We start from the raw sequence: 13,798 nt of genomic DNA on the forward strand, positions 1-13,798 counted from the left end.
TCAAAATTGCAATTCGTATGGTAAAATAATTTTTGGCTATTTCTCAGTTTACATTTGTCCAAAATGATCACAATACGACGATACAAAGAACCAAGCGAAAGTAAGATATTTTGCTTTGCAAAGATTATTTTTGATTTCACTAGCAGACGTCGTATTTTATTCTAAAACGCTGAAGGGGAGAGATGTAATTGAGTACACAACGTTTAAATAAGTTACGTCAAGCAATGCAAGAGCAACAATTAGAGGCATTGTTAATTACAAGTAGTGTGAATCGCAGATATTTGACAGGGTTTACAGGTTCTGCGGGTTATGTGTTAGTGACTGCACAGGAAGCTTACTTATTGACTGATTTCCGTTATATGACTCAAGCGCCAGAACAAGCCACAGCTTTTTCAGTTGTCGAACATTCGGCAAATGTAGTCGATACGATGAAAGAATTGTTGTCCAAAGGCAATATCAGTAAGCTTGGATTTGAACAAGATTTGGTGCCTTATAGCAGATATGCAATGTACAGCAAACATTTAGCACCAGTGGAGCTGGTTCCTGTATCCGGCATCATGGAAGAGATTCGTAATTTCAAAGACGCTGAAGAAATTGCTATTATCGAAAAAGCGACTGATATCGCAGATCGCACATTTAGCCATATCCTGAACTACATCAAACCAGGTGTAACAGAGCAAGAAATCGAACTTGAAATGGAATCCTTTATGCGCCGTCAAGGAGCAACAGGGACTTCATTTGAGACGATTGTCGCTTCAGGTGAACGTTCTGCTTTGCCTCATGGCGTAGCAAGCGAAAAAGTAATCGGTGAAAATGAATTTGTTACTTTAGACTTTGGTGCAATTTATCAAGGCTATGTATCTGATCTAACCCGTACTGTATTTGTAGGTACACCAACTGAAAAGCATCTTGAAATTTACAATATCGTACTAGAAGCACAACTGAATACGCTTAAACACTTAAAACCAGGTATGAGCGGTAGAGATGCAGATGCACTGGCACGTGATGTTATTGCTTCTCATGGTTACGGTGAAGCATTTGGACATAGTACAGGTCATGGTATCGGTATGGAAGTGCATGAAGAGCCTCGCTTGTCTAAAATGAGCGATACGGTATTATCTCCAGGTATGGTGGTAACCGTAGAACCGGGCATTTATATTCCAGGGTTTGGCGGCGTGCGTATTGAAGATGATGTATTAATCACAGAAGATGGTATTCGAGTATTAACTCATTCCACCAAAGAACTTACGATTTTACCGGTATAACGAAAAGATTGTTCTGTCATGCAGGATGATGACTATCTTTTGCCGAATAAAATACCTGTATATGATGATATAGTATCCGATTGTTATGGGGTATAGTACAATATATAGGCTTCATAGAATTATGCAAGAGACCAGCTTTACCACATCTGAGGAGGCGTTATTTTGATTTCAGTAAATGATTTTAAAACAGGTTTGACCGTAGAAGTAGAAGGTAATATTTATTCCGTTTTGGAATTCCAACACGTAAAACCAGGTAAAGGCGCAGCATTCGTGCGTTCTAAATTGAGAAACTTGCGTAACGGTAACGTAGTAGAACGTACTTTCCGTGCAGGTGAAACGATTGCTCGTGCTCAAATCGAAAACCGTGGAGTTCAATACTTGTATGCAAGTGGTGACGAGCATGCATTTATGGATAACGAAACTTATGATCAATTCGAATTGAACTCCAAGCAATTGGAATGGGAATTGAAATTCTTGAAAGAAAACATGACTGTTAACATCGTTAGCTATCAAGGTGAAATTCTTGGAATTAACTTGCCAACAAGCGTAGAGTTGGCTGTTACAGAAACAGAGCCAGGAATCAAAGGTAACACTGCAACAGGCGCAACTAAAAATGCAAAATTAGAAACTGGACACACTGTTCAAGTTCCTATGTTTATCAACGAAGGTGACGTTCTAATCATCGATACTCGTGAAGGTAAATACGTTTCTCGCGCGTAGTACTTACTATATGTACCATCAAAAGAATGAGTGGCTTTATTGCCTGCTCATTCTTTTTTTTAGAATAAAATACAATAAGGAGTATAGAAGATGGATAATCTTGAAGTTGTGTTTGATATACATATTTCTTATATAAACCCGTTAGAAATCAATGGAAATTAAATAGAAAAGGATTTAACATAGAGTAAACATTCTAGTATAGCTTTTTTAATTTACGGGTAGTACTTAACGCGTTCTCGTATTATACTGTTAAAGACTAAGCATGTTCATGCATTATTATGTATGAAACGCCTAAATACGCTGTTCAATCCGGGTAAAATATTGTAGAGATAATATACCCGTATCAAGTAGGGAGTGAAGAGGTCTTGGCTTTGTATGTCATGAAATTCGGCGGTAGTTCCGTCGGGGATACCGAGCGCATGCAACGTGTAGCAAAGCGCATTATTGAGAAGCAAGATGAAGGACACGACTGTGTAGTCGTTGTTTCGGCAATGGGAGATACTACAGATGATTTGATTGATCAGGCACGTCTGCTCAATCCGAATCCACCTGCTCGTGAAATGGATATGTTGATGACGACAGGTGAACAGATCTCGATGGCGATGTTATCGATGGCGATTCAGCATCTAGGTAGAGAAGCCGTATCTTTCACCGGTTGGCAAGCAGGTTTTGAGACAGAAGCGGAACATGGCAAGGCACGCATACGTAATATTCAGCCTGAACGTGTACTTAAAGCGATCGGAGCAGGTAAAATTGTGATCGTAGCGGGATTTCAGGGAATCACAGCAGAAGGCGAGATTACAACATTTGGACGCGGAGGATCAGATACAACAGCAGTTGCACTTGCAGCAGCTATTAATGCCGATACTTGTGAAATTTACACCGATGTTGATGGTATTTATTCCACTGATCCACGTATTGTGAAATGTGCTCGCAAACTGCAAGAGATATCTTATGACGAAATGCTAGAACTGGCGAATTTAGGGGCAGCGGTACTTCATCCGCGTGCTGTAGAATACGCCAAGCATAACAATGTACGCCTCGTTGTGCGCTCTAGCTTTAACTATAATGAAGGAACCGTTGTGAAGGAGGAGACAACTATGGAACAGGGAGCAGTCGTTAACGGCATTGCTTATGACAAAAATGTAGCACGTCTTACAATCCGTGGCGTTGCTGATCTACCGGGAGTACTTGCGAAAATGTTTGGAGAACTCGCAACTGCCAAAATAGACGTTGACCTTATCGTACAGAGCGGTGTGTTAGATGGCAAAGCAGACTTTTCCTATACAGTAAGTCTAGCAGATCGTGAACGTGCACTTGCAGTTATGGAAAGCTTGCGTAGCGAACTTCCTTTCAGTGAAGTCACTTCTGAAATTGATCTAGTCAAAGTATCCATCGTGGGTGCAGGTATGGTCAGTCACCCGGGTGTAGCTGCGCAAATGTTTGCTGCCATCTCTGCACAGGGAGTTAGTATTAAGATGGTAAGTACATCTGAGATCAAAGTATCCTGCGTAATCGAAGCAAGTCGCTTGCAAGATGTCGTGGCTGCACTTCATACAGCATATGGTCTGGATACCGAAGAACAAGCATTTGTAGGCGGCCCTCAAGACCGTCGTTAAATGAATTGTATTGTGATACAACTGCATAATAAAGCATAACATTTATAAAATTTGAAAGAGTTTATTCCGATGCAAGGCTAACCTGGATGCAGTACTGTTTATAAGGGAGGAAGCTGTATGAATCATTATTCCGTTCCAATTATAGCGAGCCAAGACCTTGATAAGAGTGAAGCTTTCTATAGACGATTAGGATTTGATGTACTCCATGATTATGGTCATTACCGTATTCTGTCTGATAGACGCGGTTGGCATCTGCATTTGAATTATGTACCAGATTGGCCCAAAACGGTCGAAGACAATCCTTTCGGTTTATATTTGTATGTGGAAAATGTAGATGAGATAGCTGCACAGGTAAGTGATTTGATTATCGAAAAAAGAACACCTTGCTTAAAACCTTGGGGAGTATACGAATTTGCAGTGAGTGATCCTAGTGGTCTGCTTGTCCGCATCGGTCGAATAATTCCGCAAGATGAAGAGTAGAGCATTGGTTAATCTTTCAATCGCAAAATTGAAAATCAATAAGGAGTTGTTTGCCAGATAATTGGTAGATGGATTCTTTATTAAAAAGGCGTGAACAAAGATGTTCACGCCTTTTTAATGAATGTGCTATAATACATAGCGTTATGTGTAACTTTCCGTGTACAACGGGCAATGAAGCTAAAGGAGTGAAAAATAGATGTTTAACTTAAATGAAATTAAAGAATTGATTCAATTGGTAGACGAGACATCTGTACAAGAAGTAGAAATCGAAAATGAAGGATCACGTTTAGTGATTCGTAAGCCAAGCAAAGCTGAGACGGTCTATGTACAGCAAGCGGCAAGTGCATCAGTAGCTACACCTCAAGCGGTGCAAGCGCCTGTAACAGCACCAACATCTGCTACCCCAGCGGCAGCACCGACTACTCCGGAAGTAGACCCTTCTTTACATACCATTGTATCGCCTATGGTTGGAACGTTCTATCGTTCTTCTTCACCAGAAGCGGCTCCTTTTGTAAGCACGGGTGATCAAGTCAACGATAAATCGACTGTATGTATTATCGAAGCGATGAAGCTGATGAATGAGCTTGAAGCAGAGACTAAAGGAACAATTGTAGAGATTTTGGCAGAAAACGGACAGCTTGTTGAATACGGACAGCCATTATTCTTAGTAAAACCGGAATAAGCAAGACATTGCTTTTGCCAAATCCCGGAGGAGGAAACGTAAAATGAAATTTCATAAAATACTGATAGCGAATCGTGGAGAAATTGCGGTTCGTATTATCCGTGCTTGTCGCGAATTAGGCATAGCTACTGTAGCTGTCTATTCTGAAGCAGATCGCGAATCATTGCACGTACGGTTGGCTGATGAAGCATACTGCATCGGGCCGACTTTATCCAAAGATAGCTATCTAAACTTAACCAACTTAATGAGTGTTGCAACATTGACTGAATGTGATGCTGTTCACCCGGGTTATGGTTTCTTAGCTGAAAATGCAGATTTCGCAGAGATCTGTGAATCTTGCAATATTACGTTTATTGGACCATCACCAGATGCGATTACACGTATGGGTGATAAGTCTGAAGCGAAGCGTACGATGATTGCCGCAGGCGTACCGGTTATTCCGGGTTCTGACGGAATCGTAGAAGATATGGACGAAGCGATCGTGATCGCGCGTGAGATTGGTTACCCTGTCATTATCAAAGCTACCGCAGGTGGTGGAGGTAAAGGGATTCGCCTTGCTGAAGACGAAGAATCATTGATCAAACAAATCACAGCTGCTCAACAAGAAGCGCAAAAAGCGTTTGGTAATGGTGGCGTTTATTTAGAAAAATATTTAACGTCGATGAAGCATGTGGAAGTGCAGATTATTGCAGACAAACATGGTAATGCGGTTCATTTAGGTGAACGCGATTGCTCGGTACAACGTCGTCGTCAAAAATTGGTTGAAGAAGCACCTTGTCCTGTATTATCTCCTGAATTGCGCGAAGAAATGGGAGCAGCGGCTGTACGTGCTGCTGTTGCTGTTAATTATTCAGGTGCAGGTACACTTGAGTTCTTGCTTGGAGAAGATGGACAATTTTACTTTATGGAAATGAATACTCGTATTCAAGTTGAACATCCAGTTACTGAAATGGTAACGGGAATAGATTTGATTCAGGAAATGATTTCTGTAGCAGAAGGCAATCCTCTTTCATTCCGTCAAGATGAAGTAGTGATCAACGGATGGTCTATGGAATGTCGTATCAATGCCGAAGATCCTGAACGTAACTTTATGCCAAGTCCAGGTAAGATTGATTTCTACTTACCACCAGGTGGTCCGGGTGTACGTGTAGATAGTGGCGCATATCCAGGATATACGATCAGTCCTTACTATGATTCCATGATCGCGAAGTTGATTGTCTGGGCTCCAACTCGTGAGCAAGCTATTGCCAAAATGAAACGTGCTTTAGATGAATTTGCGATTGAAGGTATTTATACTACGATTCCTTTCCACATGCGTCTATTGAATCATGAGACATTTGTACGTGGCGATTTTGACATCAAGTTCCTTGAGGAAAACGAAGTCTAAGCTTGTTTGTCAATGAATCATTCACATGTTATATTTAGTTTACTTAGCAGGAGGTGTATAGATAAATATGAGTACGTTACCGACTGAATTTGAGCGGACAGATATAGGTGAGATTCAGATTGCTCCCGAGGTCATTGAAGTGATCGCAGGTCTAGCGACAATTGAAGTAAAAGGTGTAGCAGGCATGAGTGGCGGCTTTGCCGGTGGTATTGCTGAATTGCTCGGTCGCAAAAATCTTTCCCGTGGTGTAAAAGTAGAAGTAGGACAACGTGAAGCAGCTGTAGATGTCTCTGTGATTGTTCATTATGGACATCGTCTACCTGAAGTGGCAGCTGAGATTCAGCGTAATGTCAAACGTTCTATTGAAACGATGACTGGTCTAACTGTAGTTGAAGTAAATGTACAGATTCATGATGTGCATTTAGAGACGACAGAGAAGAGCAGAAGCGAAGAAGTAGAATTTTCACAGCGGGTCAAATAAGCACGAAAAGCAATCATAAACCCCCGACGTAACAGTCAGGGGTTTACTATGTTTACTATAATGTAAAGGGGCTGCACACTCTTGGCTAAAATTATAGACAGACTGCTTTTATTTATTTACAGTCTGAGCATTGGAATCTTGTCTGTGCTTGCAATCCTTTTACTAAGTGGCAAAGTGCCTGTAGAATTGAATGATCGTAACGAACAAAATCTGTATATTACGATTGTGATTGTAGCTGTAATCTTATTTTTGCTAAGTATCCGCTTTTTCTATCTATCTGTGCGTTCAGAGCGTGGACATCATCATTCGGTGCATCAACGTACAGAATTTGGGGATATTCAGATTTCACTGGAAACGGTAGAAAATATGTGCCTCAAAGTAGCCGAACGTTCGCGTGGTGTACGTGATGTCAAAACGCGTGTGCGGGTGATCGAATCAGGTCTTGAAATTATGATTAGAGCGATCGTAGACGGAGAAAGTTCTATTCCAGAACTGACGGAAAATATGCAAAAATCGGTTCATGATCAAGTCGAAGAAATTACAGGTATTCCGGTATCCTCGGTATCGGTGTTTATAGCGAATATCGTTCAATCTCCTGCATTCAAAAGCAGAGTGGAGTAGAAGGGAGTTCTCCTTATGATATGGAAAGCAATCTGGGAAACTCACGGAGGACGGATAACAGGTGTAGCCGCAGGTCTTTTGTTCGGAGTATTATATGTGGTAGTTGGTTTTTGGGATATGTTGTTCTTTGCACTGTTAGTGTTCATAGGCTATAGCGTCGGCAAGCATAAAGATATGCGATTAGGCTCTGTCATTCCCTGGGAACGGGTGAATGCGTGGATATCGGATCGCTGGCGCCCGTTTAAATGAACCTGTCATACCTCATTCCCGGACTACGTATTGGATCATAAATTATACAGCCGGGCATGATGTACGACAGGTTTTTTGGTATGCTAGAAGATATGAACTTGAAAGATCGATAGATGCGAATAGGTTGTCGTGAGTACAATAAATGAATTGAAAATAATAAGGTACACAGGATAGTATGCTGAATGTAGATATAGCTGCTTATCCATACCGGGAGGAACCCAAGAATGAAAAGAAGATTAGCACGTGAGATCGTTGTACAAAGTCTGTACCAAATGGAAATGAACGATGTAAAAGCAGAAGAAGCGATCGAAATGTTGCTGGAAGAAGCAGCACAAGAAAACGAATCTGAAGTTGAAATTCGTGATGAAGCTAAATTAAAAGCATATGTACTTGATATCGTAAACGGTACATTTACGAACAAAGAAGCGATCGATCACCTATTGGAAGAGTATTTGAAAGGCTGGCAGATCAGCCGTCTATCTCGTGTAGACAGCCAGATTTTGCGTCAAGCCGTCTATGAAATGGTATTCCATAACGATGTACCTGCCAAAGTCGCTGTCAATGAAGCGATCGAATTGTCCAAGCATTTTGGTACAGAAGAATCCGGTAAATTCGTTAACGGTGTACTGGGTAAAATGATTCAAGATCTGGATAAATTAAAAGAAGCACGTACAGAAGCAGAATAATCAATTTTTTAGAGTAAACGATCATCAGACATCAACGATAAACGTCAAGCAGTTGAACGATAAAACTTAATTTTCCGAACAGGTAAAGGAGCGATTATCATGACAGCAACAATTATCAATGGTAAACAAATAGCAGAAGACATTCGTGAAGGTATCCGTCAAGAAATGGAACAATTGAAAACAACAGGTTTCCAACCAGGGCTCGCTGTTGTACTGGTAGGGGAAGACCCTGCTTCACAAGTATATGTGCGCCATAAAGAAAAAGCTTGTCATGATCTTGGCTATTACTCTGAAGTGCACCGTCTACCATCTACAACTTCGCAAGAAGAATTGTTAGCGATGGTCGATCGATTGAATAAGCAAGAAAATATTAACGGCATTTTAGTACAGCTTCCATTGCCAGAGCAGATTGAAGAAAAAGCAATTATCAATGCGATTTCTCCAGAAAAAGATGTCGATGGTTTTCACCCGATCAGCGTAGGAAATCTGGTTATTGGTGACGATAGCCTATTGCCTTGTACACCTGCGGGCGTCATTGAATTAATCAAGCGTGCAGGTGTTGAGATTTCGGGTAAACATGCTGTAGTCATTGGACGCAGTAATATTGTAGGTAAACCAGTATCTCTACTATTACAACGTGAAAATGCAACAGTAACGATGTGTCACTCCCGCACAAGCAATATGAAAGAATTAGCCAAACAAGCAGATATTCTGGTGGTAGCGATCGGAAAAGCTAACTTTGTCGATGCTAGTTATATTAAGCCCGGTGCTGTCGTTATCGATGTAGGGGTAAATCGTCTGGACAACGGTAAGCTTGCAGGCGATGTTGATTTTGAAAGTGCGAAGCAAGTATCCGGTCCAATTACTCCTGTACCCGGCGGTGTAGGCCCAATGACGATTACGATGTTAATGCAGAACACTCTGGTCGCTGCGAAACGTGCTCACGGCTTGAAGTAAGGAAGGCGGCTGATGGTATGCAGCAGCAAAAAGTCTATTCAATCAAAGAAATAAACAAATATATTCGGATGAAAATGGAATCCGATCCATTGTTGTCTGAGGTATGGTTACGCGGTGAAATTTCGAATTTCACCCATCATTCCAGTGGACATATGTATTTTACGTTAAAAGATGAAAGCAGTCGTATCAAAACGATTATGTTTGCTTCTCACAATCAGCGTCTTCCTTTTATACCTAAAGAAGGCGCTAGAGTGATGGCAAAAGGAAATATCTCTGTATTTGAGCGGGACGGACAGTATCAATTTTATGTGACGCAAATGCAACCGGATGGCATAGGAAGTCTATATCTTGCCTATGAACAGCTCAAGCAGAAGTTAGAACATGAAGGGCTTTTTGATTCTACACGTAAGCGTCCATTACCTCTGTATCCCAAAGTGATCGGTGTGATTACTTCCGGTACAGGAGCAGCAGTGCGAGATATTTTAACAACGATTCGTAGACGATATCCGATCGTTAAGATTGAAGTCTACCCTGTACTGGTGCAAGGAAAAGGGGCAGGAGCTTCTGTCGTCAAAGCGATCCAAAATTTCAATCGTATGCAAGAAGCAGATGTATTGATTGTCGGTCGTGGTGGTGGATCACTGGAAGAATTATGGGCGTTTAATGAAGAAATCGTGGCACGTGCTATCGCTTCTTCAACGATTCCTATTATTTCTGCGGTCGGTCATGAGACTGACTTTACGATTGCTGACTTTGTAGCCGATCTTCGTGCTGCAACGCCTACAGCGGCGGCAGAGCTAGCTGTACCAAATATCAATGAACTACGCGCTCAAGTAGAACAACGGCGTAGACAACTCAAGCAAGGGCTGTTACGTCTATCTCAGCGTCAACGTGAACGACTAGAACGTTTACGTCGTGCACCTGTGTTGTTACATCCGCAACGTCATTTGGTTCAACATATGACGAGATTAGATATGTTAGAAAGACGGTTAAGTAGCAGTCTACAGCGTCGTGCTCATATTCAGCGTGATCGTCTGGGACGATTCAACCAGCGCTTAGCTCGTCATAATCCGCAAGAACAATTGATTTATGCTCGTCGTCGTACAGACGTAGCACGTCAACAACTGGAACTTCGTATGAGCAGTATTTTACGGCAAAAGCAACAAAAGTTAGGCTTCGGTATGAAGCAATTGGATGCGCTTAGTCCGCTTAAAGTGATGGCTAGAGGGTACAGTCTGGTGTATGACGAACAAGAACAATTGGTCAAATCTGTACAGCAGGTGCAACAAGGCGATGCTATTATCGTCAATGTAGAAGATGGACAATTGAATTGTCAGGTGACAGAGATCAAGGAGGCGGCAACCGATGGCAAAAGCTGAAAAAGAAAAAGAGTTAAACTTCGAAGAAGCAATGGACCGTCTGGAAGAAATCGTCTCCGAACTGGAAAATGGAGATGTTCCATTGGAAAAAGCAATCGACCTTTTTCAACAAGGAATGAAATTGTCTCAAGTCTGCGGTTCGAAATTAGAGCAAGTAGAACGCAAAATCGAAATGATCGTAGAGGAAGATGGCGAACTGCGCAAAAAGCCGTTTGATGCATCAGAAAGCGGTGGCAGTATTGACTAATCGTCCGGATCTACAAACATATATGCAAGAGATTGCTACTTATGTGGGCGATCAACTGAAATTTGTTTTACCGATTGAGTGGAGTGTACCGGTCAATCTACAAGAATCGATGCAATATTCGTTAATGGCAGGTGGCAAAAGGCTGCGTCCATTATTCGTGATTGCCGCCGCTGAAGCTTTGGGCGGAACCCGTCAAGCAGCTCTTCCTGTAGCTTGTGCTGTAGAAATGGTGCATACGTATTCACTTGTTCATGATGATCTACCAGCAATGGATAATGACGATTATCGTCGTGGTAAATTGACGAATCATAAAGTATACGGAGAAGCGATGGCGATTTTAGCGGGTGATGCGCTGTTAACGCAAGCGTTTTACACCGTAACCGAAGCAGCCAAAGCCGGTGTGCCTGCCGAAGCGGTATTAGCGATTATTAGCGATATGTCTGAATATGCAGGACCGCGCGGGATGGTAGGCGGTCAGGTGGCTGATATGGAAGGCGAGCAAGGGATGACCGAAATTGCTCAACTGGAATATATTCATTTGCACAAAACAGCCGATCTATTTATGTTCTCTTTGACTGCTGGTGCACGTACAGCGGGTGCAACTGAAGAACAGCTAGATGCCTTGCGACGCTTCGGTTCTGACCTCGGTCTAGCGTTTCAAATTCAGGATGATATTCTGGATGTGATTGGAGACGAGGCATTACTGGGTAAAAAGACACAAAGCGATATTAAAGCTCAAAAAGTGACGTATCCTTACTTTATCGGACTCGAAGCTTCTCAAGCTGAGGTAGAACGCTTAACGGAAAGTGCGAAGCAAGCATTAGCAGAAGCTAATCTAGCAGATTCACAACGACTAGCCGAAATTGCAGATTATTTGATGAAAAGAGATCATTAATCGCAAGGTATGATCATTTTTGTTCGTCTATACGTATATAGGATAGACATTCATTATTCAGATACATCCATTTAGGCATTTTCGAAAAAAATGGAATGTTGTGATATAGTGAATAATAATATAAAAGATAGATGAAAAGTTAGGCAAGGTAAACATTATAATTTTAAAACCAATTGGATGTAGATAAGCATTCAACAAGGAAAGCGGGGAAATGGTGTGCTGCTTCCACAGATTCATCAACCAAGTGATCTTAAAGATCTAACAACAGAGCAATTAGCCGATTTAGCAGGTGAGATTCGTCAATTTCTGATCGAAAAATTGTCAGCAACTGGTGGGCACCTTGCTTCTAATCTGGGTGTAGTGGAGCTCACCCTGGCACTTCATTATTTGTACGATAGTCCAAAAGACAAAATGATTTTTGATGTTGGACATCAAGCGTATGTGCACAAAGTATTGACAGGACGGATGGATCGTTTTGATACATTGCGTAAATATAAAGGATTGTGCGGATTTGTCAAACGGAATGAAAGTGAACATGACGTATGGGAAGCCGGACATAGCAGTACTTCTTTATCTGCGGCTATGGGTATGGCACTTGCACGTGATTTCAAAAAAGAAGATAACAAAGTTATCGCGATTATCGGTGATGGTGCGTTAACAGGCGGTATGGCATTTGAAGCATTGAACCATATCGGTCATGAGCAACGTAAATTGACAGTTATTTTGAATGATAACGAAATGTCGATTGCTCCAAACGTAGGCGCAATGCACAAATATCTAGGCAAAATTCGCTCGGATAAAAATTATTTGCGTGCTAAAGATGAAATGGAATCATTGATCAAAAAGATTCCAGCAATCGGTGATAAAATTGCCAAAACGGCTGAAAAGCTTAAAGATACGCTGAAATATGCTATGGTATCGGGTGTACTATTTGAAGAATTAGGATTCACTTATCTAGGACCTGTCGATGGTCATGATATTCCTAAATTGTTGGAAACGTTGCAACAAGCGGATAATGTAGAAGGCCCGGTAATGATCCATGTAGTAACGATCAAAGGTAAAGGATACCTACCAGCAGAAGCCGATTCTTACAAATGGCATGGAATTACGCCATACAAAATTGAATCCGGTCAAGTACTCAAAGCAGCAGGCGGTCATCCAATGTATACTGAAGTATTCGGTCAGACATTGATCGAACTTGCAGAGCAAGATGAGCGTATTGTAGCAGTGACACCGGCAATGCCGGGTGGTTCAGGATTGTTTCCATTTGCAGCGCGTTTCCCTGATCGTATGATTGATGTAGGGATCGCAGAGCAACATGCAGCTACGATGTGTGCGGCACTTGCAATGGAAGGCATGAAACCTGTCTATGCGGTATATTCTACATTTATGCAACGTGCGTATGATCAGATTGTGCATGATATTTGCCGTCACAATGCAAATGTAATGTTTGCAATTGATCGTGCTGGCTTTGTCGGTGCAGATGGAGAGACTCACCAAGGAGTATATGATATCGCATTTATGCGTCATATCCCGAATATGGTCATTATGATGCCGAAGGATGAAAATGAACTTCGTCATATGATGAAAACAGCTCTTGATTACAATGAAGGCCCTATCGCTTACCGTTATCCAAGGATTAACGGCTTAGGTGTTCCTTTGGATCAAGTGTTAACAGCTATTCCTATCGGACAATGGGAAACAGTACGTGAAGGGGAAGGTTACGCGATTCTAGGTTCTGGGCCGATGGTTCAGCTTGGATTGGAAGTAGCCGATGAACTGAAACGTGATGGCATGAACGTATCTGTAGTGAATGCGCGCTTTATGAAGCCGTTAGATGAGCAATTATTGCTTGATCTAGCTGCAAAAGGTACACGTATGCTTGTTGTCGAAGAAGCTTCCCAAGCAGGTAGTATGGGTAGCGCTGTGCTTGAGTTTTATGCTTCAAAAGGATTACACGATGTTGCTGTAGGCATCATGGGTGTACCGGATGAATTTATCGAACATGGCAGTATCAAAGACCAACAACGTGAAGCAGGATTAACTACTGAAAATATCGCTACTGCTCTCAAAGCGCTTGCGCCAGGCGAAGCGATTACATTTCACAAAAACTCAGTCTAATCTTTTTAT

General features: G+C 41.8%; 15 protein-coding genes. All 15 read left to right on the top strand.

Translation table 11 applies throughout. The features are described 5' to 3' along the window. Nucleotides 1-188 precede the first annotated feature (188 nt). The 15 genes from PQ460_RS08535 to dxs all read left to right on the top strand — a co-directional run bounded on the left by PQ460_RS08535 (nucleotide 189) and on the right by dxs (nucleotide 13,789). Nucleotides 189-1,265: a M24 family metallopeptidase gene (locus PQ460_RS08535; RefSeq protein WP_273612950.1), complete on the top strand. Its 1,077-nt coding sequence runs from the start codon at nucleotides 189-191 to the stop codon at nucleotides 1,263-1,265. Nucleotides 1,266-1,427: 162 nt separating this feature from the next. Continuing rightward, nucleotides 1,428-1,985 (top strand): elongation factor P, encoded by a 558-nt coding sequence (gene efp, locus PQ460_RS08540; RefSeq protein WP_069329094.1) that lies wholly within the window; start codon nucleotides 1,428-1,430, stop codon nucleotides 1,983-1,985. Between the two features lie 365 nt (nucleotides 1,986-2,350). Further along, the gene (locus PQ460_RS08545) at nucleotides 2,351-3,604 is read left to right on the top strand and encodes an aspartate kinase (RefSeq protein WP_273612948.1); all 1,254 of its coding nucleotides are present in this window, start codon (nucleotides 2,351-2,353) and stop codon (nucleotides 3,602-3,604) included. A 117-nt stretch (nucleotides 3,605-3,721) separates the two neighbouring features. Further along, complete coding sequence (locus PQ460_RS08550; RefSeq protein WP_274172353.1) at nucleotides 3,722-4,084, top strand: VOC family protein; 363 nt, start codon at nucleotides 3,722-3,724, stop codon at nucleotides 4,082-4,084. Between the two features lie 196 nt (nucleotides 4,085-4,280). Beyond that, nucleotides 4,281-4,766 (top strand): acetyl-CoA carboxylase biotin carboxyl carrier protein, encoded by a 486-nt coding sequence (gene accB / locus PQ460_RS08555; RefSeq protein ID WP_274172354.1) that lies wholly within the window; start codon nucleotides 4,281-4,283, stop codon nucleotides 4,764-4,766. Between the two features lie 43 nt (nucleotides 4,767-4,809). After that, nucleotides 4,810-6,153: an acetyl-CoA carboxylase biotin carboxylase subunit gene (gene accC / locus PQ460_RS08560; protein ID WP_204823426.1), complete on the top strand. Its 1,344-nt coding sequence runs from the start codon at nucleotides 4,810-4,812 to the stop codon at nucleotides 6,151-6,153. Nucleotides 6,154-6,220: 67 nt separating this feature from the next. After that, on the top strand, nucleotides 6,221-6,634 hold the full coding sequence (locus PQ460_RS08565) for an Asp23/Gls24 family envelope stress response protein (RefSeq protein WP_204823427.1): 414 nt from the start codon (nucleotides 6,221-6,223) through the stop codon (nucleotides 6,632-6,634). 81 nt (nucleotides 6,635-6,715) lie between these two features. After that, nucleotides 6,716-7,255, top strand: a complete 540-nt coding sequence (gene amaP / locus PQ460_RS08570; protein ID WP_273612945.1) for an alkaline shock response membrane anchor protein AmaP — start codon at nucleotides 6,716-6,718, stop codon at nucleotides 7,253-7,255. A gap of 15 nt (nucleotides 7,256-7,270) precedes the next feature. Continuing rightward, nucleotides 7,271-7,504 (top strand): DUF2273 domain-containing protein, encoded by a 234-nt coding sequence (locus PQ460_RS08575; protein ID WP_204823429.1) that lies wholly within the window; start codon nucleotides 7,271-7,273, stop codon nucleotides 7,502-7,504. A 224-nt stretch (nucleotides 7,505-7,728) separates the two neighbouring features. Next, nucleotides 7,729-8,190, top strand: a complete 462-nt coding sequence (nusB, locus tag PQ460_RS08580) for a transcription antitermination factor NusB (protein ID WP_273612944.1) — start codon at nucleotides 7,729-7,731, stop codon at nucleotides 8,188-8,190. Nucleotides 8,191-8,289: 99 nt separating this feature from the next. Further along, nucleotides 8,290-9,147, top strand: coding sequence for a bifunctional methylenetetrahydrofolate dehydrogenase/methenyltetrahydrofolate cyclohydrolase FolD (gene folD / locus PQ460_RS08585; protein ID WP_273612943.1), 858 nt, complete (start codon nucleotides 8,290-8,292; stop codon nucleotides 9,145-9,147). Nucleotides 9,148-9,164: 17 nt separating this feature from the next. Next, entirely contained in the window at nucleotides 9,165-10,526 is a 1,362-nt protein-coding gene (gene xseA, locus PQ460_RS08590; RefSeq protein ID WP_274172355.1) for an exodeoxyribonuclease VII large subunit, read from the top strand. Further along, nucleotides 10,513-10,773, top strand: a complete 261-nt coding sequence (gene xseB, locus PQ460_RS08595) for an exodeoxyribonuclease VII small subunit (protein WP_273612941.1) — start codon at nucleotides 10,513-10,515, stop codon at nucleotides 10,771-10,773. The genes xseA and xseB overlap by 14 nt, the downstream gene beginning before the upstream one ends. Beyond that, on the top strand, nucleotides 10,715-11,668 hold the full coding sequence (locus PQ460_RS08600; protein WP_443147195.1) for a polyprenyl synthetase family protein: 954 nt from the start codon (nucleotides 10,715-10,717) through the stop codon (nucleotides 11,666-11,668). The genes xseB and PQ460_RS08600 overlap by 59 nt, the downstream gene beginning before the upstream one ends. A 216-nt stretch (nucleotides 11,669-11,884) precedes the next feature. Beyond that, nucleotides 11,885-13,789, top strand: coding sequence for a 1-deoxy-D-xylulose-5-phosphate synthase (gene dxs, locus PQ460_RS08605; protein WP_273612940.1), 1,905 nt, complete (start codon nucleotides 11,885-11,887; stop codon nucleotides 13,787-13,789). Nucleotides 13,790-13,798: the final 9 nt, after the last annotated feature.

The sequence above is a fragment of the Paenibacillus sp. KACC 21273 genome (genome assembly GCF_028736095.1).
In the GTDB taxonomy this organism is placed as follows: domain Bacteria; phylum Bacillota; class Bacilli; order Paenibacillales; family Paenibacillaceae; genus Saccharibacillus; species Saccharibacillus kyungheensis.